The sequence below is a fragment of the Shewanella sp. M16 genome (assembly GCF_018224605.1).
GTDB lineage: Bacteria > Pseudomonadota > Gammaproteobacteria > Enterobacterales > Shewanellaceae > Shewanella > Shewanella oncorhynchi.
This window is the reverse complement of sequence record NZ_JAGTUL010000008.1, coordinates 26,301-50,664: the sequence shown is the minus strand read 5'-3', so window position 1 is coordinate 50,664 and position 24,364 is coordinate 26,301. Positions and strand designations below refer to the sequence as shown.

At 45.3% G+C, this 24,364-nt stretch carries 24 protein-coding genes; 11 read left to right on the top strand and 13 right to left on the bottom strand.

Features of this window, described 5'->3' with window-relative positions; translation table 11 throughout:
- Window positions 1–26: 26 nt before the first annotated feature.
- Window positions 27–878, bottom strand: coding sequence for a translation elongation factor Ts (gene tsf, locus KFE26_RS07325; RefSeq protein WP_028760606.1), 852 nt, complete (start codon window positions 876–878; stop codon window positions 27–29).
- Window positions 879–998: 120 nt separating this feature from the next.
- Window positions 999–1,727, bottom strand: a complete 729-nt coding sequence (rpsB, locus tag KFE26_RS07320) for a 30S ribosomal protein S2 (RefSeq protein ID WP_028760607.1) — start codon at window positions 1,725–1,727, stop codon at window positions 999–1,001.
- A gap of 283 nt (window positions 1,728–2,010) precedes the next feature.
- Here rpsB and map point away from each other — a divergent pair, with 283 nt between their 5' ends.
- The 3 genes from map to dapD are packed head-to-tail and all read left to right on the top strand — an operon-like array spanning window position 2,011 to window position 6,306.
- Entirely contained in the window at window positions 2,011–2,841 is an 831-nt protein-coding gene (map, locus tag KFE26_RS07315; RefSeq protein WP_226058787.1) for a type I methionyl aminopeptidase, read from the top strand.
- Between the two features lie 33 nt (window positions 2,842–2,874).
- The gene (glnD, locus tag KFE26_RS07310) at window positions 2,875–5,460 is read left to right on the top strand and encodes a bifunctional uridylyltransferase/uridylyl-removing protein GlnD (protein WP_212600029.1); all 2,586 of its coding nucleotides are present in this window, start codon (window positions 2,875–2,877) and stop codon (window positions 5,458–5,460) included.
- 21 nt (window positions 5,461–5,481) lie between these two features.
- Window positions 5,482–6,306, top strand: coding sequence for a 2,3,4,5-tetrahydropyridine-2,6-dicarboxylate N-succinyltransferase (dapD, locus tag KFE26_RS07305; RefSeq protein WP_212600028.1), 825 nt, complete (start codon window positions 5,482–5,484; stop codon window positions 6,304–6,306).
- Between the two features lie 134 nt (window positions 6,307–6,440).
- Here the strand turns inward: dapD and KFE26_RS07300 are convergent, their stop codons facing one another.
- The 4 genes from KFE26_RS07300 to KFE26_RS07285 form a co-directional block, all read right to left on the bottom strand.
- A complete protein-coding gene (locus KFE26_RS07300) occupies window positions 6,441–8,372 on the bottom strand; it encodes an HD domain-containing phosphohydrolase (protein WP_168823188.1) in 1,932 nt (643 codons plus the stop codon).
- A 172-nt stretch (window positions 8,373–8,544) separates the two neighbouring features.
- Window positions 8,545–9,411: a formyltetrahydrofolate deformylase gene (purU, locus tag KFE26_RS07295; protein WP_105252965.1), complete on the bottom strand. Its 867-nt coding sequence runs from the start codon at window positions 9,409–9,411 to the stop codon at window positions 8,545–8,547.
- A 165-nt stretch (window positions 9,412–9,576) separates the two neighbouring features.
- Window positions 9,577–11,058: a PTS transporter subunit EIIC gene (locus KFE26_RS07290; RefSeq protein ID WP_212600027.1), complete on the bottom strand. Its 1,482-nt coding sequence runs from the start codon at window positions 11,056–11,058 to the stop codon at window positions 9,577–9,579.
- Window positions 11,010–11,474 carry a flavodoxin gene (locus tag KFE26_RS07285; RefSeq protein ID WP_212600026.1) on the bottom strand — a complete coding sequence of 155 codons (465 nt, stop codon included), beginning with the start codon at window positions 11,472–11,474 and terminating at the stop codon, window positions 11,010–11,012. Before KFE26_RS07285 ends, KFE26_RS07290 begins: the two co-directional genes overlap by 49 nt.
- 121 nt (window positions 11,475–11,595) lie before the next feature.
- On the opposite strand from KFE26_RS07285, the gene KFE26_RS07280 reads away from it, so the two are divergent.
- Window positions 11,596–11,790, top strand: a complete 195-nt coding sequence (locus KFE26_RS07280) for a hypothetical protein (RefSeq protein WP_131523808.1) — start codon at window positions 11,596–11,598, stop codon at window positions 11,788–11,790.
- Between the two features lie 121 nt (window positions 11,791–11,911).
- Here the strand turns inward: KFE26_RS07280 and truC are convergent, their stop codons facing one another.
- Both truC and KFE26_RS07270 read right to left on the bottom strand, forming a co-directional pair.
- Complete coding sequence (gene truC, locus KFE26_RS07275) at window positions 11,912–12,757, bottom strand: tRNA pseudouridine(65) synthase TruC (protein WP_131523809.1); 846 nt, start codon at window positions 12,755–12,757, stop codon at window positions 11,912–11,914.
- Window positions 12,744–13,064, bottom strand: coding sequence for a YqcC family protein (locus tag KFE26_RS07270; RefSeq protein ID WP_131523810.1), 321 nt, complete (start codon window positions 13,062–13,064; stop codon window positions 12,744–12,746). Before KFE26_RS07270 ends, truC begins: the two co-directional genes overlap by 14 nt.
- A 163-nt stretch (window positions 13,065–13,227) precedes the next feature.
- Between KFE26_RS07270 and KFE26_RS07265 the strand changes: the two genes are divergently transcribed.
- Both KFE26_RS07265 and KFE26_RS07260 read left to right on the top strand, forming a co-directional pair.
- Entirely contained in the window at window positions 13,228–14,241 is a 1,014-nt protein-coding gene (locus KFE26_RS07265; RefSeq protein ID WP_212600025.1) for a DUF3549 family protein, read from the top strand.
- Window positions 14,238–14,624, top strand: coding sequence for a DUF3301 domain-containing protein (locus KFE26_RS07260; RefSeq protein WP_105249728.1), 387 nt, complete (start codon window positions 14,238–14,240; stop codon window positions 14,622–14,624). The genes KFE26_RS07265 and KFE26_RS07260 overlap by 4 nt, the downstream gene beginning before the upstream one ends.
- Window positions 14,625–16,371: 1,747 nt before the next feature.
- Here KFE26_RS07260 and KFE26_RS07255 read toward each other — a convergent pair.
- Together KFE26_RS07255 and KFE26_RS07250 are read right to left on the bottom strand one after the other, a co-directional pair.
- On the bottom strand, window positions 16,372–16,677 hold the full coding sequence (locus KFE26_RS07255) for a DUF962 domain-containing protein (protein ID WP_168823197.1): 306 nt from the start codon (window positions 16,675–16,677) through the stop codon (window positions 16,372–16,374).
- Window positions 16,670–17,308 carry a GNAT family N-acetyltransferase gene (locus KFE26_RS07250; protein WP_131523813.1) on the bottom strand — a complete coding sequence of 213 codons (639 nt, stop codon included), beginning with the start codon at window positions 17,306–17,308 and terminating at the stop codon, window positions 16,670–16,672. Before KFE26_RS07250 ends, KFE26_RS07255 begins: the two co-directional genes overlap by 8 nt.
- A 150-nt stretch (window positions 17,309–17,458) precedes the next feature.
- Here KFE26_RS07250 and KFE26_RS07245 point away from each other — a divergent pair, with 150 nt between their 5' ends.
- Window positions 17,459–17,692: a DUF2789 domain-containing protein gene (locus KFE26_RS07245; protein WP_028760620.1), complete on the top strand. Its 234-nt coding sequence runs from the start codon at window positions 17,459–17,461 to the stop codon at window positions 17,690–17,692.
- 11 nt (window positions 17,693–17,703) lie between these two features.
- Here KFE26_RS07245 and KFE26_RS07240 read toward each other — a convergent pair whose 3' ends face one another.
- Entirely contained in the window at window positions 17,704–18,111 is a 408-nt protein-coding gene (locus KFE26_RS07240) for a DUF3192 domain-containing protein (RefSeq protein WP_173913131.1), read from the bottom strand.
- A 164-nt stretch (window positions 18,112–18,275) separates the two neighbouring features.
- Between KFE26_RS07240 and KFE26_RS07235 the strand changes: the two genes are divergently transcribed.
- A complete protein-coding gene (locus KFE26_RS07235; protein ID WP_212600024.1) occupies window positions 18,276–18,659 on the top strand; it encodes a hypothetical protein in 384 nt (127 codons plus the stop codon).
- Entirely contained in the window at window positions 18,659–19,432 is a 774-nt protein-coding gene (locus KFE26_RS07230) for a Zn-ribbon-containing protein (protein WP_105249732.1), read from the top strand. Before KFE26_RS07235 ends, KFE26_RS07230 begins: the two co-directional genes overlap by 1 nt.
- 95 nt (window positions 19,433–19,527) lie before the next feature.
- On the opposite strand, the gene syd is transcribed toward KFE26_RS07230, so the two are convergent.
- The gene (syd, locus tag KFE26_RS07225; RefSeq protein ID WP_028760624.1) at window positions 19,528–20,178 is read right to left on the bottom strand and encodes a SecY-interacting protein; all 651 of its coding nucleotides are present in this window, start codon (window positions 20,176–20,178) and stop codon (window positions 19,528–19,530) included.
- Between the two features lie 59 nt (window positions 20,179–20,237).
- Between syd and queF the strand changes: the two genes are divergently transcribed.
- Complete coding sequence (gene queF, locus KFE26_RS07220; protein ID WP_105249734.1) at window positions 20,238–21,095, top strand: NADPH-dependent 7-cyano-7-deazaguanine reductase QueF; 858 nt, start codon at window positions 20,238–20,240, stop codon at window positions 21,093–21,095.
- 82 nt (window positions 21,096–21,177) lie between these two features.
- Here queF and KFE26_RS07215 read toward each other — a convergent pair whose 3' ends face one another.
- A complete protein-coding gene (locus tag KFE26_RS07215) occupies window positions 21,178–22,119 on the bottom strand; it encodes a LysR family transcriptional regulator (protein ID WP_212600023.1) in 942 nt (313 codons plus the stop codon).
- A 123-nt stretch (window positions 22,120–22,242) separates the two neighbouring features.
- On the opposite strand from KFE26_RS07215, the gene KFE26_RS07210 reads away from it, so the two are divergent.
- The gene (locus KFE26_RS07210) at window positions 22,243–24,231 is read left to right on the top strand and encodes an alkyl/aryl-sulfatase (protein ID WP_212600022.1); all 1,989 of its coding nucleotides are present in this window, start codon (window positions 22,243–22,245) and stop codon (window positions 24,229–24,231) included.
- Window positions 24,232–24,364: the final 133 nt, after the last annotated feature.

The following is a 24,364-nucleotide window of genomic DNA, read 5'->3' as shown; positions in this document are numbered from 1 at the left end:
GTCTTGGGGGTATTTAGCGTTGGCGATTAAGCCTTTTTAGAAGCAGCGATTTGAGCAGCAACTTCAGCCGCGAAATCTTCTTCTTTCTTCTCAATACCTTCACCCACTTCTAAACGAATGAAGTTAGTGACTTTAGCGCCTTTCTCTTTCAGAATTTCGCCAACAGTTTTCTTTGGTTCCATGATGTAAGCTTGACCAGTCAGAGAAATCTCACCAGTAAACTTCTTCATACGACCTAGAACCATCTTCTCAGCGATCTCTGCCGATTTGCCTTCGTTCATTGACATTTCGATTTGCAGAGCTTGTTCTCTTGCAACGATTTCTGCAGGAACATCTTCTGGGTTCACGTATTCAGGCTTAGAAGCAGCAACGTGCATTGCGATGTGCTTTAAGGTTTCTTCGTCAGCTTCACCGGCAACAACAACGCCAATGCGCTCACCGTGACGGTATGAAGATAGGTTTGCACCATCGATGTACTCAACACGACGAATGTTGATGTTTTCACCGATTTTAGTTACCAATGCAACGCGTGCATCTTCAAACTGTGCTTTTAAATCTTCAAGAGTCACTTTAGATGCAGCAGCGGCATCTAATACTGCGTTCGCGAATGCTAAGAAGTTTGAATCTTTAGCAACGAAGTCAGTTTGACAGTTAACTTCTAATAGCGCAGCGAAACCTTCGCCATTCTTGATCAGAATTGTACCGTCAGCAGCGATGTTACCCGCTTTTTTAGCCGCTTTAGCAGCGCCAGACTTACGCATGTTGTCAATTGCTAACTCCATGTCGCCGTTAGCTTCTGTCAGAGCGTTTTTACAATCCATCATGCCTGCGCCAGTACGGTCGCGCAGTTCTTTAACTTGGGCAGCAGTAATTGCCATTGTTAAATCCTCTATAAAAAATCGACTAATTTGCAGATATAAAACAGGGGCCGAATGGCCCCTGTTAACCAATCAAAAATCTTGGTTAATAAGGGTGATGATAATCATCCCGCCTTATTATTATTCGGCTTCTACGAAACCGTCTTGCTCAGCTTGAACAGCCAAATCTTGACCACGGCCAGCTTTTGCAGCAGCAGCAACAGAAGAAGTGTACAGGCGGATAGCACGCATAGCGTCGTCGTTACCAGGAACGATGTAGTTAACACCATCTGGCGCAGAGTTAGTATCAACAACTGCAACAACAGGGATACCCAGGTTGTTAGCTTCTTTAATAGCGATATGCTCATGGTCAGCACCAATGACGAATAATACGTCTGGCAGGCCGCCCATGTTTTTAATACCACCTAAAGATTTTTCCAGCTTTTCAAGCTCACGAGTACGCATCAGCGCTTCTTTCTTGGTCAGCTTGTCGAAAGTACCGTCTACTGATTGGCTTTCCAGTTCTTTCAGACGTTTGATTGACTGACGAACGGTTTTCCAGTTAGTCAGCATACCGCCTAACCAGCGGTGATCAACATAGTACTGGTCACAAGACAGAGCAGCTTCTTTGATCGCTTCGCCAGCAGCACGTTTAGTACCAACGAATAATACTTTACCTTTCTTTGAAGCTACGTTGCTGATGAAAGCTAGCGCTTCATTGAACATTGGCACAGTATGCTCAAGGTTGATGATGTGAACACCGTTGCGAGCACCGAAAATGAATGGCTTCATTTTTGGGTTCCAGTAACGGGTTTGGTGACCGAAGTGGACACCGGCCTGAAGCATATCGCGCATTGAAACTGTAGTCATTTCTATTACCTTAAAATTTAGGGGGTTAGACCTCCACGTATCCCATGTCTTCGACCCCTTATATAACAACTGAGGGCACCCCGAAGAATGTGTCGACACGTGTGTGATTTAGTATTTAGACAAATAGCCATGTATAATGACCGCCATCTTTAGTCTTGCAAGTATCAAAGCAGCGCAAAAGCTGGCTTGGACAATTCATCAAGACTTAAACATAACGGCGCGCTTTATACCATAAATAGCCCTAAAGCACAAATTTTTGCATTAGGTTGCGTGGCCAACAGACATTAAAGACACAAGAGAAAACGCAATGAGTATAGTCATCAAGACCGCTGAAGAAATTGAAAAAATGCGTGCTGCGGGCAAACTAGCCGCACAGGTATTAGAAATGATCGCGCCGCATGTTAAACCGGGCGTGACCACCAATGAGCTCAATGACCTCTGCGCCAAATATACCGAAGAGCAAGGTGCGATTTCGGCGCCGCTTAACTACCATGGTTTTCCTAAATCCATTTGTACTTCTGTAAACCATGTGATTTGCCACGGCATTCCAAACGACAACCCACCATTGAAAGAAGGCGATATCCTCAATATCGACATCACAGTGATTAAAGACGGTTATCACGGCGATACCTCGATGATGTTTTTAATCGGTGAAGTGAGCGCGAAGGACAAACGTCTGTGCCGCATTGCGCAAGAAAGCTTGTATTTGGCTATTCGTAAGGTGCGTCCAGGTTTAAAACTGGGTGAAATTGGCAATACTATCGAAAAATTCATCAAAGCAAGTAAAACAGGCCTTGAGAAATATTCCATCGTGCAAGATTATTGTGGCCACGGTATTGGCTCGGGTTTCCATGAGGAACCTCAGGTTATGCATTACCGTAACGGCGATAACACTGTATTACGCCCAGGCATGTGTTTCACCATTGAACCTATGATCAATGCTGGTCGCCACACGACCATACTCGATCGCGATGATAAGTGGACGGTAACGACCTCCGATGGTAAAAATTCAGCCCAGTGGGAACATACCTTACTGGTGACTGAAAAAGGGGTTGAAGTACTTACCCTGCGTGAGGATGAGGATTTCCCACGTATCATCAATCACGAGCGATAGGCCATACTAACAAGCATAAAAACAAGGGACTCGATGAATATAGCTCTGCTCGCTAAACAATCATTAATCGAACAGAATCAGATTCTTTTGGCCAGTTTTAAGGCTAAAACCCCGATTGAAGAGCTCGTCACGCAGCGCTGTCAATTTGTCGATGCCCTTGTCAAGCAAGCTTGGGAACAGCACGGTCTAAGGGAATATGATATTGCCTTGATTGCCGTGGGCGGCTATGGCCGTGGGGAGCTGCATCCCCACTCAGATGTCGACTTGCTGTTCCTGTTTAATGATATCTTGTCACCCGCCGCCGAAGCGGCACTCAGTCAGTTTATTGCCTTTCTGTGGGATGCCAATCTGGAAATCGGCCACAGTGTCCGTACGTTAAACGACACGATTATCCTCGGCCGTGAAGACATCACCATAGCCACCAATCTGTTAGAGGCACGATTGCTCGAAGGGCCCGAATTTTTATTCGATCAACTTTATGATGCGATTCGTCAGAGTGACTTTTGGACTTCAAGCGATTTTTTTATCGCAAAACGGGATGAGCAAAATGCCCGCCATGCCAGAGCCAGCGCCTTCGATTTAGAACCCAATATCAAGAGTTGTCCCGGTGGTCTTAGGGATATTCAAACCATTGCTTGGGTAGCCATGCGTCACTTTGGCGCCGCTCGCCTCGAAGAATTAGTCCAATACGACTTTTTAGAGCCTGGTGAGCTAGAAGAGCTGCTCGAATGTCAGCACTTTTTGTGGAAGATACGCTTTGCCCTGCACATGGTGGTCGGTCGCGATGAAAATCGCTTACTCTTTGATGTACAGCGCCAAGTTGCCGAGCTAATGGGGTATGAAGACGCCACCCAGCTTGCTGTTGAGCAAATGATGAAACGTTACTATCGCACGGTACGCCGAGTGATGGAGCTAAACGAAATGTTGCTGCAGCTGTTTAAACGGGCAACATTAGGCCATACAAAAGCTTTAGAAATTCAATCGATAGATAAACACTACCAGCGCCGTGGCACTTTTATTGAAGCGCTAAGCGATGATCTTTTCGATAGCGGCGAAGAAATTGTCCGGCTGTTTTTGTTAGTCGCTAAAAACTCCAACATCAAAGGCATTTACGCACCAACGCTGCGTTCGCTGCGCCGAGCAAGACGCGCACAATCTCAAGCCTTGCAAGAAAACCCGCTTTGTCGCCAAGCCTTTATGGAAATTCTGCGCCACCCTCGCGGCATTGTTGCTTTGTCTTTAATGCATAAACACGGCGTGTTATCGGCCTATTTACCCGCATGGCGAAATATTGAAGGCCAAATGCAGTTCGACCTGTTCCACGCCTATACGGTCGATGAACACACCCACAGATTACTGCTCAATATCGAGCGTTTTTCCCAAGCCGAACAAAAAGAAGAATTTCCCTTAGGCTCGATTCTCATCAACCAACTGCCTAAAAAAGGTTTACTCGTATTAGGCGCTATCTTCCACGATATCGCCAAAGGTCGCGGTGGCGATCACAGTAAACTAGGCTCAAGCGATGCCCTCGCCTTTTGTAAGCTGCACGGGTTAAACGATCACGATGGCCGTCTAGTCGCTTGGCTGGTTGAAAATCATCTGGTGATGTCTGTCACCGCCCAGCGCCGCGATATTTCCGATCCCGATGTGGTGGCCGACTTTGCCAATAAAGTCCGCGATGCCGTGCATTTAAGCTATCTGTACTGCTTAACCGTCGCCGATATCTGCGCCACCAACGAAAAAACCTGGAACAACTGGAAAGGCTCACTGCTGCGCGACTTGTACTTTTCGACCCAAAGAGTGCTCGCCCGCGGTAAAGAAAAACCCGTCGATATTCGTGCCAGAGTGCGTGAATACCAAGCCAAGGCAAAAAAAGAGCTGCTGCGCCGCGGATTGAAAGAGAAAGATCTCGATGCCCTGTGGCAACGTTTTAAGGCAGATTACTTTTTACGCCACCAGCCAAATCAAGTCGCGTGGCACGCCGAAGCGATTTTAAAGCACAAACAACAGGATGAGCCCTTAGTCTTAGTGTCCAAACACACCACCCGTGGTGGTACTGAGCTATTTGTCTATTGCCAAGACAGACCTAAATTGTTCGCAACTGTGATGGCGGTACTCGACAATAAAAATATCAACGTCCATGATGCCAACATCATGACGTCAAAAGACAATTATGCCCTCGATACCTTTGTGATCTTAGAGCAGGATGGTGAGCCCGTTAGCCAGCTTTCACGCATCCAAAGTATCCGTAAGGCGCTTGAGAAGGCCCTGTCGAGCGACAGTCCAAAACTGCCGCGCTTTAGAAAACTATCGCGCAAGATGAAACCTTTTAATGTGCCGACACAAGTGAGTTTCCTCGAAAGCAGTCGTCATGGTACAAGTATGATGGAGCTTATCGCCTTAGATTCGCCAGGATTACTGGCAAAAGTCGGGGATATCTTTTACCGTTGCAACACAACATTACTCGCGGCCAAAATCACCACCATTGGTGAGCGAGCCGAAGACTTTTTTATGCTGCAGACCAATGACGGCTTGCAACTTAACGAAGCCCAAGAGAATGCCCTCAGGGACGCTTTAATCAGTGCCCTGAGTGCAAAGAATATCGAATCAGTTAATTAACGAGACCAGTGGGAGAAGTAAATGGAGGCTTTACGCCAACGTATTGAAGCGGCTTTTGAAGCGCGCGCCGACATCACACCAAGCACAGTTGACGCAGGTGTGCGCAGCGATGTGCAACATGTCATCAATATGCTCGATAAAGGTGAAGTCCGTGTCGCCGAGAAAATCGACGGACAATGGCATGTGCACCAATGGCTGAAAAAGGCGGTATTACTGTCCTTCCGTATTTTCGATAACGTGGTTATCGATGGCGCCGAAACCAAATACTTCGACAAAGTGCCGTTAAAATTTGCCGAATATGATGAAGCTCGCTTTAAAGCGGAAGCCATTCGCGTGGTGCCTTCGGCTACAGTGCGTAAAGGCTCATTCATAGGTAAAAATACCGTGTTGATGCCATCTTATGTGAACTTAGGTGCCTATGTTGATGAAGGCACTATGGTTGACACTTGGGCGACAGTTGGCTCATGTGCACAAATCGGTAAAAATGTGCATTTATCTGGCGGCGTAGGTATTGGTGGCGTACTTGAGCCATTACAAGCGGGCCCAACCATCATCGAAGATAACTGCTTTATCGGTGCGCGTTCTGAGATTGTTGAAGGCGTGGTGGTTGAAGAAGGCTCAGTGATTTCCATGGGCGTGTATATCGGCCAAAGCACTCGAATTTACGATCGCGAAACTGGCGAAGTGCATTACGGTCGTGTACCAGCAGGCTCTGTTGTTGTTTCTGGCAACTTACCATCAGCCTGCGGCAAGTACAGCCTCTATGCCGCTATTATCGTTAAGAAAGTGGATGCAAAAACCCGTAGTAAAGTGGGTATCAACGAATTACTGCGTATTGTTGATTAACAGTCACAGCATTTGTTCGATAACATGAGTTCCATAAAAAGATGCCTAAGGGCATCTTTTTTATTGTCGGTAAAATTTAGCCTACGGTTGCGCTGTCATTATCAGGCTTAAAAATAAAGTGTTTAATAAGACACTTAAATCAAACGCTCTACTTCACGGAATGCATTTCTCGTCATTGCAATGGCCCGCCAGCCGATAATCCCCAATGGCTGCTGCGCTTTGTTCACCACCACAAGATATTCTGAGTCTAGTAAATTCAACTGCAGTAATGCATCTTCCGATGTGGCCACCTCACTGATAATAGGCACTGAATGCTCCATGATCTGATGAGCTTTTTTATGTAAAGATGCCCTATCCAGTTCACGCTCAGCCGCAGTGCCAAGTAATGGGCTAAACCAATGTTCCAGTAAGCGACTCGTGATCACCCCTAGTATCTTATGTTGCTCATCCAATACCACTGCCACCTTAGCATGGGCAGTCGTAAGTAAACGCTTAATATCAACTAACTCATGGTCGAGTGAAATCGTGACTAAAGGTTCAAGCGGCGCAGCACCAATATGATCGCTAATACTCAACTCTCGATTAATCAAAATCGCTAAACAAGTTTCGACTATCTCAGGATCAAAAAGAGTCCCTTTACCTGCACGCAGCACTTCAGTCATTTTCTCCAGCCCTAACGATGGGCGATAAGGCCTATGGGACAATATCGAATCGGCAACATCGGCGACGGCAATAATTTTCGCCTCATATAAAATCGCCTTATCCTTTAAGCCCGCGGGATAACCTGAGCCATCGAGCCGCTCATGATGCTGTAAAATCATCTCTTTAATGGGCCAAGGAAACTCCACATCCTCAATAATTTCAGCACCATGGAGCGGATGGGTCTGTATTAATGCGTATTCTTCTTTTGAAAGTTTTGACGGTTTTGTCAAGATCTGCGATGGAATCGCTAACTTGCCGATATCATGGACTAAGGCACCAATCTTCAGCCCTTCTAAACGCAGCGGGTCTAAACCTAATTTCTCACCAATCAAATAACTTAATTGCGCCACCGACTTTTGATGCCCTGCGGTATAGGCATCTTTCAGTTCTAATGCCTCAGAAATAGCACTAATAAGCTGGGTTAACGATTGAGATAATTGCTCTTTTTGCGCTTTAATGATTTTGGACTGGCGGGATACCGCGCGCAATGTGCGTGGTAGTTCAATGCTGTGCCATAAAATGCTGGCAAAAGTCAGTAATGATCTCGCATCATTACGACTATAAGGCTCGTTACGGTCGACCACGCACAGCATGCCCACTAAGCGACTGCGAAATAAAATCGGCACCGCCAAGTAACGCCCTCCAAGTAGCAGTTTATCTAAGGGCAAATCCCCTAAGCGCCTTTGGGAGTCGGTTTGATTTTGGATAATCGGCTTATAATCTCGCACACATTCGAGCCATACGCGGCTTTCAAGTTCTGACACTTGGGTATTATCTTCAACAAAATCGGCTTGATTAGCCTCTGCGTGGGGATACTCAGAACGCGCAGCAAGTGTGAGTGTTTTTAACTTTTCGTTATGCAACAGAATAAAGCCATATCGACTGCCAGTGAGCGACATAGCCTTAGAAACTGCGACTTTAAATACTTCTTCTTGGGAGGATTTAATCACATCTTCTATGTGTTGCAACCAAGCATCGCTGGCTTGAATCGCTCGACGATAATCCGAGTGCAACTCCTTCATCTGCGGATCTTCAAAATTGATGTCGGATAGAATCAAGTACCATCCCATTTCAGGCAAAGAATGCAGCGCGAGATGCACACGTATGCCGCGATGATCTTGTAATTGAAAACCGATTTCTTGGCCGCGCCGCCTCACTATATCGGCGCATAGTTCAGCATTAAAAGCACTAAACAATTGGCTAATGGGTTGATTAATGATTTGCGCCGCAGAGCGTTTGCACCTGCTGTAAAAGGCTTGGCTCATCCGTAGCACACAAAACTGCTCATCTAGCTGTGCCCAAGATAAATTCAAACTATCGGGCAAGTCTTTCATTCCAACGATAAGGCTTTGACGAGTTGACATCCAGCACTCCGACCTGTAATTCGAGCATGGGTAATACACTATACCGCTATGTTCACCCCAATGTGAGCACTATAAAATCTCCAATAAACATAATGATAGCTGATTTCATGACAGACGCGGGTTAAAATAAATGCCGCTGAATGTCATGCCATTGCCACGACTCACCTACATCTTAGAAAACGATCGTTTTATTGCCGTACACGACCACTTGTTCGTTGAGCACTAATTGCAGCGCTTTACTCAATACACTCTTTTCAACATCGCGCCCAGCACGCGCCATTTCTAAGGCACTATAACTGTGGTCGACGGGAATCACGTCTTGCTTGATGATCGGCCCTTCATCGAGGCAATTATTCACAAAATGCGCCGTCGCACCGATAATTTTCACCCCGCGCTCCCAGGCTTGGCGATAGGGTGCTGCGCCGATAAAAGCAGGTAAAAAAGAATGATGGATGTTGATGATGCGATTAGGATATTGCGCCACAAAATCTGGAGTTAGCACCCGCATGTACTTAGCCAACACCAGATAATCTGGCTCATATTGCGATACCGCAGCCAACAGTGCTTGCTCGTGTTGAATTCGGTCTAAGCCTTCGTGGCTCACCAGATGAAAGGGGATGTTAAACTTCTCTGCCAATTCACGTAGTGCATCATGGTTGCCCACCACAGCGGCAATCTCGACACTTAAACCACCGTAATAGGCTTTCATTAACAAATCGCCTAAACAGTGCGCTTCCTTTGTGACTAACACCACAATGCGTTTTTTACCCGCGCTAACTAACGTCATATGATTTTGCGTAGGCAGTACGTCACGCAGATCCTGCAATAACTGTTCGCTGTTAAAAATGCCCTCTAACTCAGTTCGCATAAAGAAACGCCCTTGGGCATTATCCACAAACTCACTGTTTTTGATGATATTCAGTTTATGAGTAAAACAAACACTGGTGATTTTAGCGATGAGGCCTTGGGCATCAGCGCAATCCGTCAGTAAGATTTTACGCTCTATGGATGGCGAAGTATTACCGCGAGTTTCAGTCATTTGTTGCAAAGTTGGCTCTCCTATATTGTCCCTACATCGAGTTTGCCATAGCAAATCATGCTGAACAGTATGAAAACCCTATAATGCGAAAATAAAAATGATATTTCAGAGGCTTGAATCAATAAAATGTAAAAATTAAGCAGTTAATTTTGTAAAAACACAATCCTAGCGGCGAGTATCTAAGTAACGCTGCAATACTTTACGCAAAGTTTCGGCCTTAGTGCCGTAAACCACCTGCACACCTTTGCCCATAACGATCACGCCCTTAGCACCCAACTGACTCAAACGCACCTTATTGACTAACTCAGGCTTGTGCACGCTCAAGCGTAACCGTGTCAAACAAGCATTAAGTTCAACGATATTTTCACGCCCGCCGAGCGCCGCAATAATCGCCCGTAAACTTTCTTTGGGTCCTTTGCTGTCATTATGCTCAAGCCTACCGGGAGTTTTCAAATTAAAGGCTAAAATACTCAGCCTAAACAACAGGTAATATATTATGGCGGTTAAAGGCCCAAGGAAAATAAACCAGCTGGCATTACGGGACAATGGAAATAGCAGCGTAAAGTCCACCAGCCCTTGGGAGAATACTATGCTGTGGTGAATATCCAGCATAATACAGACAAAATAAGCGAGCCCAGTGAGTAAGGCGTGAATAATAAATAGAATCGGCGCCACAAACATAAAAGCAAATTCGATAGGTTCAGTCACCCCAGTTAACCAACTTGCCGCCCCCGCCGAGAGCATAATACCCGCCACGCGATTCCGCTCTGAGGGATCAGCACAGCGCCACATTGCCAGTGCAGCCGCCGGTAATCCCCACATTTTAATCAGATAACCACCGGCAAGGTTTCCCGCCTGCGGATCGCCCGCTAAATAGCGCGCCACCTCACCACGAACGACTTCATGTCCCAATAACTGATATTGGCCCACCTCTAAGTAAAAAGGCGCATTCCAAATATGATGTAAGCCAAGGGGAATAAGTAACCGCTCTAATGCGCCATACACGCCAAAAGCAATGGCTGGTTTTTGATAAACCGCCCAGTCAGATACCCGCTCAATCAATAAAGCTAAGGGTGGCCACACATGGACGAGTACATAACCTAGGCTCATCGCTAGGGGAATAATAAGTAAAGATGCACTGCGACGTCCCTCGAAGAAAGAGAAAATCGCAGGCAAGCGAATATATTGACTCCAACGGACTGCGAGGCAAGTGATACCACCGAGCATCATGCCACCTGCAATTCCAGTATCTAAGGTATCCATTCCTAATAAAGGTTGGGTTGGAAGTCGATACAAATCGGCCAGTGCGGCTAACGTCGCCGTCATCACCCCATAACCAAACACTGCCGAAAAGGCGGCAATGCCTTGATCGCGGCAAAAGCCAATAGCGACAGCAACGGCAAATAACATCGGCATAATGGCGAAAATGAGTTTGCCTACCGCCAGCATCAGCACTGTCAGCTCTTCGGGCATAAAAGGAATTGGACTAACGGTTAAGCCGAGCATAACCCCAGCGGCGGGTAAAATGGCAATAGGAATAAGCAGCGCTTGGCTTAAGCGCTGGGCAAATTTAAACCACTGTAGATTGACGAAACTACCTAAGCGACGAGCTCGGTTTTGACGACTTGATTCCAGCGTTTTAGCCATTTTATCGCTTCAACCTCAGGTTCCATGGTTTCACAGGCATCAATTTCAAGTAATTCCACCAACGGCTTAGCGCCAAGTTCACTCAAGAGTGCATTTACAGACTTACCTGCACCGCAGAAAGTCTCATAACTTGAATCACCTAGAGCTATCACACTGTATCTAAGCTCAGGTAAATAGGGTGCTAGATGTTTAAGATTATGGTACCAAGACTGAATATCATCGGGTAAGTCCCCTTGCCCGGTCGTCGAAGTCACCACCACTAACAATTCATCCTGAGGAGGAATAAAGCTTGCTACCTCATTAGGTTGCCACAATGTGACATCATAACCTAAAACTTGCATTTCTTTCTCTAGGGTTTCAGCGGCAAATTGTGCACTACCATATACAGTGCCAAACACCAGATTCACCTTTTTCATGATACACTCCACATCGCGTTGCAAACCTTATTAGGCTGACCTTACTTTATTGTTCAGCGTATGAGCAAGCTAAGGCGCAAATTTTTTATAAATCAAGCCATTGAGCGTGAGAAAATATCTAATGCGACAGTCCACCCGCCAAAAACACCTCAAGCAGCACCACAAAACAACCCATATTCGACGTAAAAACTACTTCCACTCCGCCCAGCAAAATCTCATATTGCCACTTGCACTCACGTCTGGATTCTCAACCTTAGCCGTTATGATGCAAGAGCTGCGGCCACAAACAGCACAAACGCCACAACTCCTCGATTAAGCAATCCACCTCGTTTTAAATTCGATGACTTTAGTTTCAATAACAAAACAAAGTGAATGCTCTTAATTTTATTCACGCGGCTAAGTTGATATCACCATATCAAGCATTGGCCGCTTGCTGTTCACGCCTCTTGGGCGATGAATAACTCTGCTTGCTGACTCAAGGTCGCCTCGTCCCAACCTAGCTCGGCAAACACAGTTTCCCACTCGGACTCGAGCTCGGTTTCTATGCTGAGCCGAGTTTGAGTTATAGGGTGTGTAAAGGTGAGTTTTTTTGCGATAAGCCACAGGCGATTAATACCGAAATGCTCACGAAAAAATGCATTTTGCTTACCATCGCCATGGGTGGTATCACCGACGATAGGGTGGCGTAAATGCGCCATGTGTCTTCTGAGCTGATGCTTACGCCCCGTTTTAGGACTCAAGCGTACCAGTGCGAACCGGCTAGTGGGATATCGACCTGACGGATACGGAATTTCAGTATTGAGTAACGGCTCATACGCCGTCACAGCCTCCTGCGCGGCTTTGTTAGGATCGGCATTCTTATCGCCTAATTCATCCAACTCAACCTTAAGCGCATAATCTAAAACACCGCTCTCATGCATATTACCGCGCACTAAAGCCAGATATTGTTTTTCAACCGTATGGGAGGCAAATTGCTCACACAGAGCATTGGCCACTTCACTACTCTTGGCAAACAAGAGCACGCCGGATGTCGGCCTGTCGAGACGATGTACAGGAAACACATGGCAGCCCACTAAGTCACGGGTCAGCTGCATGGCAAAAAATCGCTCCCGACGCGCTAAATAACTGCGGTGGACCAATAAGCCTGCGGGTTTATGAATTGCCACTAAATGCTCATCTTCATAAAGAATTTCAATCTCAGGCGCCTGCTCTTCTGAATCATCCTCTTGGGATACATTCACTGCATTTTCAGGCGTTTCAAGCCAGATATCATCTTGATTCATTTAACAACATATCCAATTCATTCAATACGCTAATTAAAGTTTGGCGCGGAGGCATATCCTGCCAAACATGTTCAGCCATAGGGGCAATCGCAATTTGCGTCGGCAATGGCGCACCCGTTTCGATTAAAGTCTGCATTTTAGGCAGCAAAATAAACTGCAGCCACTGCTCAAGGGGCATAAGATCACAGGCAAAAGGTGCTGTGCTTGCCATTGCAGCGGCAGAAGGCGCTTGCTCAGACCACAACTCGGCCGCTTGCAGCGCGTGGGTAATCTGAGCCAATTTAGCTTGGGTTTGACTGTATAACATAACTTTCAGATCCATTCTCATATTAGCCCTGTGTGATTCGAAAACTTCCCACAATTCACTGGCCGAATAGGTAGATTAAAGTGCCGCAATCATACCATCCAGACGCACTTCCCCCTATAATGGCGCCAATTTATTGAGCCTCTTTGATTGATATGGCAGCCAAATGACTGAAATTACTACTTTAAGCCAGTTTTTAACCACAGCCAAAACCCAGTTCCAAGTGTATGATCTTGGCCGTAGGGTGCAACATATTGATATGCTCGCGTTTCACCAAATCGAATCTCTGTCAGCCCCTTATCCTTATCCCATTCAAGGGCATGCACAATTTGCTATTGTCTTTTGGGATGCTAGCCAGCAGCACTTTATTTGGTTTCTAAAACTGGCGTTAGATGAGCAAGGATTACTGTCGCCCGCGCCTCGCTCACAATTTATCGAAATGATATTAGCGGCACTAGGGCAAGATCCCACTCAGCCGCTCAATGATGAGCAGCAAGAACGACTCGCAAATAATCCCTTTAATTTCAAGCCAAGCCAGGAAAAACTGGCCGTATTTAACGCACTCGTTCGTAAACAACTTGGCCAACGCGCTTCATCACAATACGAATTTGCCGTGCAATATCTGTCAGGCCAAGTTGCCCCATCACAATGGCAACATATTGGGATGCAAGGCATAGCCGATGTGTGTGTACGCGCAAAAGAATTTGATCATGAGCAGCACTTGGTATCGAGTTTTAATACAGCCGCCATTGAAGTGCAAATCGCCCTATGCCAATGTCTTGAACACTTACTGATTAGCGACACTCTCGCCGATAAGATTCTCGCGAAACTTCAAGAAGCAGCGCCAGAACACCAAGCCTATTTCCTTCGCGCTTTGGCTTCTAGCGCCAAACACAGCCAAAAAGCGTTTGCGCATCTACACGGCCAATCCTCTTTAGATACCAATGCCCTCATCAGCATTGCCGGACGTAACTGGTCGGTATTAAAACAAGATTCAAGTCGCAGTCTTTACTTAGAAGCTCTGGCACTGCAGCCCCAAGCCTTTTTTAATCAGGTCTTTGCTGATATTGTGGCAATTCCTAGTTTGCGCAATCAACTACTAGGCGAATTAAGAAATCCCAATCGAAGTGTTCAACTATCACAAGCCATAGGTGGTTTGTTTAAGGCAGCTAGCAAATGATGTCAGATTTACTGTTAATTATTGGCCTCGTCGTGATTGCCGCATTCTTTTGGCAACTACGCCAAATGGCAGAGTTGAGCCGTATTTTTGCCGAAAAAGAATGTTGGCGACAAAAAGTTCAACTGTTAGCCATTGCCATGGAAACTGCCCGCCCTAGCATTGGCGGCACGACGGGGATCTGCTGGAAGGCGAAATATTTATTTGAATTCAGCACCGACGGCATTAACCAATACCGTGGCCATATTTGGATGCAAGGCAAGAAAATTCAAAAGATTGAATGGCCTATCTTCCCTGAGCCCGAATGGCATGAAGCGCCGACGTCACAGGGTAAGTTTGGCGGGTGTGGTACGCAAAGTGGTTGTAACTCAGGCAAATGCCATTAAGCTTTTATCGACAATGTTGGCTCAAATAAAATGTGAGCCAACATTGAGAATAATCAGTCATTCTCTGGTGCTACAAAATAACTCACTGTAAAAGTTAAAAAAGAAAGGGCGCGGCCCTAAAGCCACGCCCTCCTATTCTCTGTTAAGCTATCCCGCTATTTTTGTGCTCCCTGCACCATCCATGCGTCAATCTGCGTCCTGCTTCATCCCTGCTCAATCCTTGAGGTCCTTGTACTCATGTACTTCCCTATCTCTTGGTCATCCAGTCCCAAGCTTGCTCTTTCCTGAGCGGTTCCATCATCATCCATGAAACGGGTATTGCATCCATTCAATTGCACTCCCTGTGCCATTGCCATCCTATGCAATGAGTCTATCAATCCTTGATAGTCTCCCTTCCTTGGTATTGGCTCTCTTTCATCCTGAAAGGCCTATATCCCTATCTTTCCTTAAGTCACATTCCTTAGTCACTGTTCGATCATCCTGATCGCCAACATCCTGTTGCCCGCAATTCCTTCTACAAGATGAATTCTACGCCAACCAACGAAAGTACTCATTGTGGATTATTTAAAATGTTAACGAAGATGGTGAGTTCAACTGACAAAAAATAGACTAACTTACTGATATAAGTAAAAATAATAACCAGCCACAAGACGTAACCACCCTTTTGACTTACAAATTACTTACATACTTGTGAGAGATATCTTACACGGAGGATGGCAATTCAAATCAAAAGTAAGCAAAGCGCTAGATGTTCTCCCCTGAAGGACTTATGCATAAACCGCTATCGCTCAAAATTCGACAAGCATTCGGCGCATGACCAAAACACAGTCAACACAGAGTAAATCATTGGGCAATAAGAGAAGTAAGACTGGTAAACATGTTTTACGGTGAGAAGTCTTTAAGCAGCGTTAAGATAAAGTCTGTGTGAATAGCGTTATAGCGTGAATAGCGTTATAGCTTGGCAAAGCCAGATTAATGCTGAAAATGAACCAAAGAAAAGGGCGCAACTAAAGTGCGCCCCATTTATCCTTTGTAAGCCGTCCTGCTCGATTTGTGCTCCCTGCACCATCCATGCGTCTGCTTGAGTCCTGCGTCGTCCCTGTAATCCCTTTTCGTCCCTGTGTATCAAACTTACGTGAGATAACACTCAGTCCCTTGACCTGTAAATCCTTTTTACAGAGCCTGTCACTTCCTATGACGTATTCCTATTGCATCCTGCAAAATTTATTTTCCATAGATTAGTACAAGCTGTTCACCCTTATACTTTATCCTTATCTCGACACATCCTGTTTCGAGTTCATGCTTAATCCTTAAGCGTGTCCTGTATTCTTCCTGAAATTCATCATCCTGACGATACAACTCACTGTCCCTAATCATCCTTGAAAAGCAATCCTGCTTTTCCTTAGCCTATCCCAAGCGAATGACAGTTTTCCTACCGTCAGCGATTTCAACCTTGAAATCTTAATTCGTTGCTTCTTGCGTCCCTTTGGCCTGTTTCGCTTTCCTTGCTATCCATTTGCTTTGGCCATGAGTGAATTCTACGTTAACCCTAACTTTTTTGTTCGGCTCAAAGAACGGACTACAAAATTAATTACGGACCAACCAAAGGAAAATAAATACAACCCAATGATTCTATTTAAAATTAAATGTCGCAGAACAAAAAACAATCAAAAAGAAAACATTATGTCCTACAACGTTTGTAAGCGATCTCTCACACGGGCATGGGCATCTCACTCTGGCAATTTTTTTAACGTTTAAAAAAGCGGCGGATCATCTGCGCAAACATCACCCAATCTGCCATCAAACTGTAAAAAGGATACTGAAATGTCGCGGGTCGATTCTTCTCAAATACGAAGTGTCCCACCCACGCAAAACCATAACCAACAATAGGAATGAACCAACATAGCCACCAGGCTTGTGAAACCAAGGCAATGCCAATCAGCAGCAGAACTAAACAACTGCCAACAAAGTGTAATTGCCGACAAATCGGGTGCTGGTGTTGGGATAAATAGAAAGGATAAAAATCGGCGAAACGTTTATAAGAGTTAGTCATCTTGTTGAACCGAATAGAATAAAAGTTGGCCATGAATACTGCCAATACTCAGCTCGCCTATGGATACAAAGTCATGCTGAGTAAACAGTTGCAAGTGGTTCTCCTGAGCGATAAACACACCAATGCCATCCAAATCAGGCTGCTCATCACACCAACTCACCACAGCTTGTACTAACTTATGTCCAAGTCCTTTGTGCTGTTCATTTGGTGCAAGAGCAATAAACTGCAAAATACCGCAGTGCTTACTGGGTAAAAGTTCAATAATACTGGACTCTTTGTTCATTAGCGCTTGAGTCGATTGCCAACCTGTACCTAACAACATCTTTAAGCGCCAATGCCAATAACGCCCTTCCCCTAAAGGCACTTCTTGAGTAACTACACAGGCTAACCCAAAGAGTCTTTCATGGTCGAATAAACCAATGAGGGCTTGTTTTTGTTGCCATAACGTATTGAGTTCTTCCCTGATTGCGGCGCGCAATTTTTGCTCATAAGCGGCTTTGTCTGAGGTAAAGAGTGAATCGACAAAAAAAGGATCATCATGGTAAGCGTTATAGAGAATAGAAGCGGCAATGCGTAAGTCTTCCGCGGTCAAATAGACTGCGCGGCAGTCCTCCAGAATTTCATTGTCCATCGTTAGCATTCCTTGACTTAGCTCACACTTTTTTATGCGTAACTGTTAATCTACCAAGGAAACTAAAAAGTGCAAATTTTAATCATAGATTGCATTTTTCAATCAGGCGCTTACTCTAAACGAAGGCACTATACTGAAAAGGAAATAATGATGGATACAACTCCAGTAGACTTAAGCCACTTGTTTGAGCAACTCGGTTTAGACAGTAGCGACGAGGCCATAGCGCAGTTTATTGCAACCCATGATATCGACCATCACATCCATTTAAGCCAAGCGCCCTTTTGGACCCCTGCCCAAAAGAGCTTTATCATTGAAGGTTTAGAAGCCGATGCCCTCTGGACTGAGCCCATTGAGCAATTAGACACTCAGCTACGTAAACGATAAGACTCGTTGGTTCAGATTTTACCGTAAGCCGTTTCACCCCAACCCACTAAGGCATTGTTGCTCAGCACGATAGGCGTGCATTCATCCTTAGTGGTTTTTCCATCGCCATTATTACGCTGGGTACGATAAAACAACACTAAGACTTCTTTATTGGCTTCACCTTGTTGAGCACTTTGTTGAATATAGGCTTCACTAAAATCAGCGGTGCCCATTAAGATTATCACTTGGTCTTTAGGCATGCCTAAGCTCAGCTTGGTTAAGTTAGTACGATTTTTATCCTGCACTTTCTCCCAAGATTCGCTGCTATCCCAGCCCGATTCTCCATCACCGACATTGACCACGCAGCCGCTAAGACCTAAGCTTGCGAGCCCTAAAAAAGTGATGGCGATAAGTTTGTTATTCAATTTATGGTTCATCATGTGACATCCTGTGTAATTATTATTGAAGCTTAATAAATGGTATTTCGGCTGGACAATAAGCAAAATAAATGCCACAAGACAACACACTGTTTTTAAATGAAAAAATTAATTATTATTTTAAAATTGGTTTAAACAATTCAACAAATTAAGGAATTTTGCTAATTATGAGTCCCCTTGACCAAGTATTAGCGGCCGCACGTTCGCTCGAAGCTTGCGGTAAAGTACCGAGCCTTGCCTTAATTAAAACCCGTTTAGGTAGTAGCCTACCTTTACCGATATTAATCCAAGGCTTGCAACAATTTAAATCTATGCCTAAGGCGGATCGCGAGCGTTTAGCTGAGTTGCAAACTATCAGCCCTACAACTGACGTTCCCGCAACTAACGATACCTTAACCCTTGCAATGCTCGCCGAGCGCCTGCAGATGCAACAGGCGTATTTTGAACGTCATGCTGAGCAGCAAAAAACAGAAATAATGCAATTAAAAAACGAACTGCTTGAACTTAAACAACGCATCAACTTATTAGAAAGCCAAGGAAAAACAGCTTAATGTTTGTCACTGAACTGCGCTTCGAATGCTTCGCCGACACCACGATATCTGCCGCCGAGAAGGCCATTAATCAGCTCCTTGAAGCCTATCGAGCTAATGGCCAAATCTTAGGGCGAGAATTTGCGGTCGCCTTTAATGACGGTGAGTTTAGAGTGCGTTTATTGATGCCAGAGAAAAGCAGTTTAGCGCACAAATATCACAGCCCTTGGGTCAAAAAAGCCTTAGTAGAATTAACCGACGCTAAACTACTCGCGCCGCGGGAAAAGTTTATTGGTCAGGATATCAATTCTGAAGTAAGTAATACCGAAACACCCAGCTGGCAACTGCTATACACCAGTTTTGTGCATATGTGCTCGCCCCTACGCAGCGGCGACAATTTATTGCCCATTCCCCTGTACCGTATACCCGCAACCTTTAATGGCGATCATAAACGTATTATCCGTTGGCAGAGCGAATGGCAAGCCTGCGACGAGCTGCAAATGGCGGCGGCCACTAAGGCAGAATTTGCCGCGCTAGAGGAATTATCGAGTCCTGACAGTGATTTATTTCGCAGAGGTTGGGATTTGCGCGGTCGTATCGAATATCTCACTCAGATCCCGACCTATTACTACTTATATCGCGTTGGCGGCCAAGATTTAGCCACAGAAAAAACGCGACCTTGCCCACGTTGTGGCAGTCATGATTGGAAACTCGATGAACCTTTATTGGATATGTTCCATTTTCGCTGCGAGCCTTGCCGCATAGTGTCGAATCTGTCTTGGGATCATCAATAACACCTGTTTATCCCCTTGCAGAACTCAACCTAAGATAAGCCACGCTTAGGTTGAGTTAATACTTAGGTTGATAATAAAAATGTCGCTCACAGAAGTTAACGTTTACCGAAAAGGTTTTGCCACATACGTTTAAAACTGGCGAAAATACCAGGATGTTCTAATGCGGGCATAGGTAATTCTTCATGTTTAACGGGTGGTGCTATCCGTGGCGATAATGCTTCGATAAACGCAGTCAAACTCGAGGACAATTGCTCAGATTGCACTTCACCAGGGATTTCAATCCATACGCTACCATCACTGTTATTGATGGTGAGCATTTTATCTCCCTCATCTAACAGACCGATAAACCAAGTCGGTGACTGCTTCAGTTTTTTCTTCATCATCAGATGACCAATCAAGTTTTGTTGCAGGCAGTTAAAATCGTCATCATTCCAGACTTGCAGTAACTCCCCAGTGCCCCACTTAGAGTCAAATAATACTGGGGCGGAGAAATAATGACCGTAAAAATCATTGATCTCTGGCCATAAAGTTAACTCCAGTGCATGCTCTACATTGGCGAAACTGCCTTCAACTTTGCGTTTCACTGGCTGCCAAGAAACAGCCTGTTCAAGATCGGGTTGAAATTCGCCTTGAATACACACAGAAGGCTCACCCTGTGGGTAATAACGCGGTAGTTCACCTAAACTCGTTAAGTAAGCTTGATGATAGTTTTGCAAAAATTTATCGAGTGCGGGCAGACAAGACACTTAAGCACAATCCAATTTCAGGTATAATGTGCGCCTATTTTGACATGGAAACAGTATTGATGACACAGAATCACGATCCCTATAGTGATGCGCAAGCGCTTGTTGGCCTGACTTTAGGTAAAGCCACCGACTACCAAGCCGAGTATGATGCGTCGCTGCTGCAAGGGGTTCCACGCTCACTAAACCGTAATGCTATTGCACTCACTGGGACGTTACCGTTTCATGGTGCCGATATCTGGACGGGTTATGAGCTGTCTTGGTTAAATGCCAAAGGTAAGCCTATGGTGGCCATAGCTGAATTTCATTTAAGCTATGAAAGCCTGAATCTGATTGAGTCGAAATCGTTCAAACTATATCTCAATAGCTTTAATCAAACCAAGTTTGATAGCCTAGATTCACTGCAAAAAACCTTAGTGCAAGACTTAAGTCAGTGTGCTCAAGGTGATGTTAGCGTTAAGATTATCGAGCCCAAAAGCTTTGGTATTCAGCGTATTATTGAGTTACCTGGCACTTGTATTGACGATCTCGATATTGAAGTCAGCGATTATAGTTTTAATCCTGATTACTTAGTTAACAGTACAGACGATAAGCAAACGGTCGCGGAAACGCTTAATTCAAACCTGCTGAAATCCAACTGTTTGATCACTTCGCAACCCGATTGGGGCAGCGTGATGATCCGTTATCAAGGCCCTAAAATCGATCGCGAGAAACTGCTGCGCTATTTGATTTCTTTCCGCCAACATAACGAATTCCACGAGCAATGTGTCGAGCGAATTTTCGTCGATTTAAAACGTTTTTGCCATTGCACTAAATTGACAGTTTACGCCCGCTACACGCGTCGCGGTGGTTTAGATATCAACCCTTATCGCAGTGACTTCGAGCAACCTGGTGAAAGCCACAGACTCGCAAGACAGTAATGACCTTCTTAGGCGATTAGATTAACAATCTGAGATAGAAAATAAGGTTTAAAAACTGCAACAAAGCTCTGAATCGCTAGCCCTAGCTGCTCGCTAGATTCAGAGCTTTTTTATTCACAGTGTTTGCACTCGCATTGAGCAATAAACGCCGTAGCCATTGGTGGCTCGGGTTTTGGGTATATTTACTGCTCCACACCATATACAAATCAATTGGCCGAGTTTTCAGAGGCATAGGTAAAATCTGTAAGCCGAACATCTCAGCGTACTGACTGGCGTACCGCAAAGGCGCTATGCCTATCGCCTCACTTTTGCCAACAGTTGCAAACATACTCAATAAAGATGATTGCTCACTGTACATTTTGCGCCTTGGTAACACGCCTTCGGTAAACAAATCCCCTGCAGTAAGATTAAAGCGCCGCATATTTAAAAAGACGTGTTTCTCCTCAAAATACTGCCCATGGGTGATAGCACCTTGAATACGAGGATGCTGCAAACTGACGATACAAACGAGGGTTTCGGTGAAGAGTAATTTACTCGAGAGCAAACTTTGCTGCGCGGGCTTAATGTCTATGGCAACGGCGACTCGCTCAAGCAAAATATCGCGATATAGCTCATCCTCCTGCGGCGGTGACTCGCGGAAAATGACTTCAATATCCGCATTCTGTAACAAAGCCTGCACGCCTGATTGCAGCGCTTCGATAACTGACTCATTAGCATATACATAAAAGCGCCGCAGGCTCGTGTTGGGATCAAAATGCTCAAACCCCAGTAATACGGTTTCAATATCCGCCATGGGCTGCTCAAATTTACGGTACATCTCCCGTGCCACCGATGTAGGCTCAATTCCCCGTCCAACCCGATTAAACAGCGACTCCCCGACCCAAGCCCTAAACCGGCTTATCGCATTACTCACGGAAGACTGAGTTAAATCTAACTCCTGTGCCGCTTGGGTGAATGAACGAGTACGGTAAACCACCATAAACACGCGTAATAAATTTAAATCTAATGGCTTTCGTGTCGGCATAAGGGAGTGCACTCATTCACTATATGAATATTACAACCCAAGCTAACTCGAGTTATCTAAATACACAAGCTGGCTATACTCAAACCATCGACGACACTATCCCACTTTTCGGTAGGTAAAATAATGCAAAAATCTTTGATGACAATGAGTATTATCGCCAGCTTCTCTTTAAGCGCCGTGGCCGCTGAACACGAGCATGAACATATCAGCCTGCACTATCAGGGAAAGCCTGCCACCGAGCAAACCATTGCGGTAAATAAAGCCTCAGCAGCAAGCCTTAATTTTGCTGACAAAAAAGCCTTTGAAGAGTTTTCTAAAAATCTTATTGCTGAACTCGATGAACCAACAGCAGCCATTTTACGTGCCGATTTCAGCTTTATTGGCAACAAAACCCCAGACACAGTAAACCCTTCACTTTATCGCCAAGCTCAATTGAATATGGTGTCTAACGGCTTATACAAGGTCACAGATGGCATTTATCAAGTGCGTGGCACAGACTTATCGAACTTAACCCTTATCCGCGGTAAAACGGGTTGGATCCTTTATGACGTGCTGCTGACCAAAGAAGCGGCAAAATTATCCCTCGAATTTGCGCTAAAACACTTGCCAGAGGGCAATAACTTACCCGTAGTCGCAATGATTTATTCCCACAGTCATGGAGATCATTTTGGCGGATCCCGCGCCATCAAAGACATGTTCCCAAACGTCAAAGTCTATGGTTCCAATAACATCACCAAAGAAATTGTCGACGAAAACGTGCTTGCAGGTAATGCTATGAGCCGCCGCGCCGCCTATCAATACGGCGCAACATTAGAGCGAAACGATCAAGGCATTGTCGATGCCGCACTTGCTAAGGGATTATCCAAAGGCGAAGTGACCTACGTTAAACCCGATGTCACCTTAAATGCCAAAGACAAGTGGGAAACACTCACCATTGATGGTATCGACATGGTGTTTATGGATGCCTCAGGCACAGAAGCCGCCTCGGAAATGGCCACCTATATTCCCTCAATGAAAGCATTGTGGACCGCAGAGCTCACCTACCACGGCATGCACAACATTTATACCTTACGCGGGACAAAAGTTCGAGATGCGATAAAATGGTCTAAGGATATCAACGAATTACTGACTCATTTTGGTAATGATGCACAGGTTATATTCACTGCCCACTCAGCCCCTGTATTTGGTAATACTGATATAAACCAATACTTAAGAATGCAAAGGGATAACTATGGCCTAGTGCATAATCAAACCCTGCGTTTAGCCAATAATGGCGTGGGTATTCAAGATATTGGTGATGCGATTCAAACCACTATCCCTAAGGCTGTGCGTGATACTTGGTACACCAATGGTTACCATGGCACCTACAGCCATAATGCCAAAGCCGTGTACAACATGTACCTTGGCTATTTCGATATGAATCCCGCCAACTTAAACCCACTATCGACAAAAGATGAAGCGACGAAATTTGTGGAGTATATGGGCGGTGCCAAAGCCGTAGTGAAACACGCCAAAGCCGACTATGCCCAAGGCGAATACCGTTTTGTGGCCACCGCACTCAATAAAGTCGTGATGGCAGAACCTAATAATAAAGAGGCAAGACAATTACTTGCCGATACCTATGAGCAACTGGGTTATCAAGCCGAAGGTGCTGGCTGGCGCAACATTTACCTCACTGGCGCCCAAGAGTTACGCGTAGGCATTCAACCCGGCGCGCCTAAATCGGCCTCTGCAGATATTTTAGGAGAAATGGACATATCGACCCTATTTGACTTCCTCGCCGTAAAAGTCGATAGCCTCAAAGCTGCTGAACTTGGGCTAATCAGGCTTAATGTGATTAACCCCGACACCCAAGAAACGCTCTATGTTGAACTAAGCAACGGTAATTTAAGCAATATTAAGGTTGATAAACCGATAGAGGCCGATGCCAATCTTTATATTGATAAACGCTATATTACGGGGATTTTACTCGGAAAAGTCACACTTAAAGAGTTACTGGCTAAGGGTACTGCCAAGTTAGAAGGTGATAAAGATGCCTTCGGTAAGATAGCGTCGACCTTAGTAAAGTTCGATGAAAGCTTTGAAATCGTCCCACTACCAAGCACGAAATAACCAAATCAACGCCCTGAACCTTCAGGGCGTTTTTATGGAAAAATCACACTAGCACTAACCATTCTGACACTTGGCGAGTCGTGTTCGGTAAGCAAGAGTGAAGTACGGATAGCCATTTGCACGGCATGTTCTC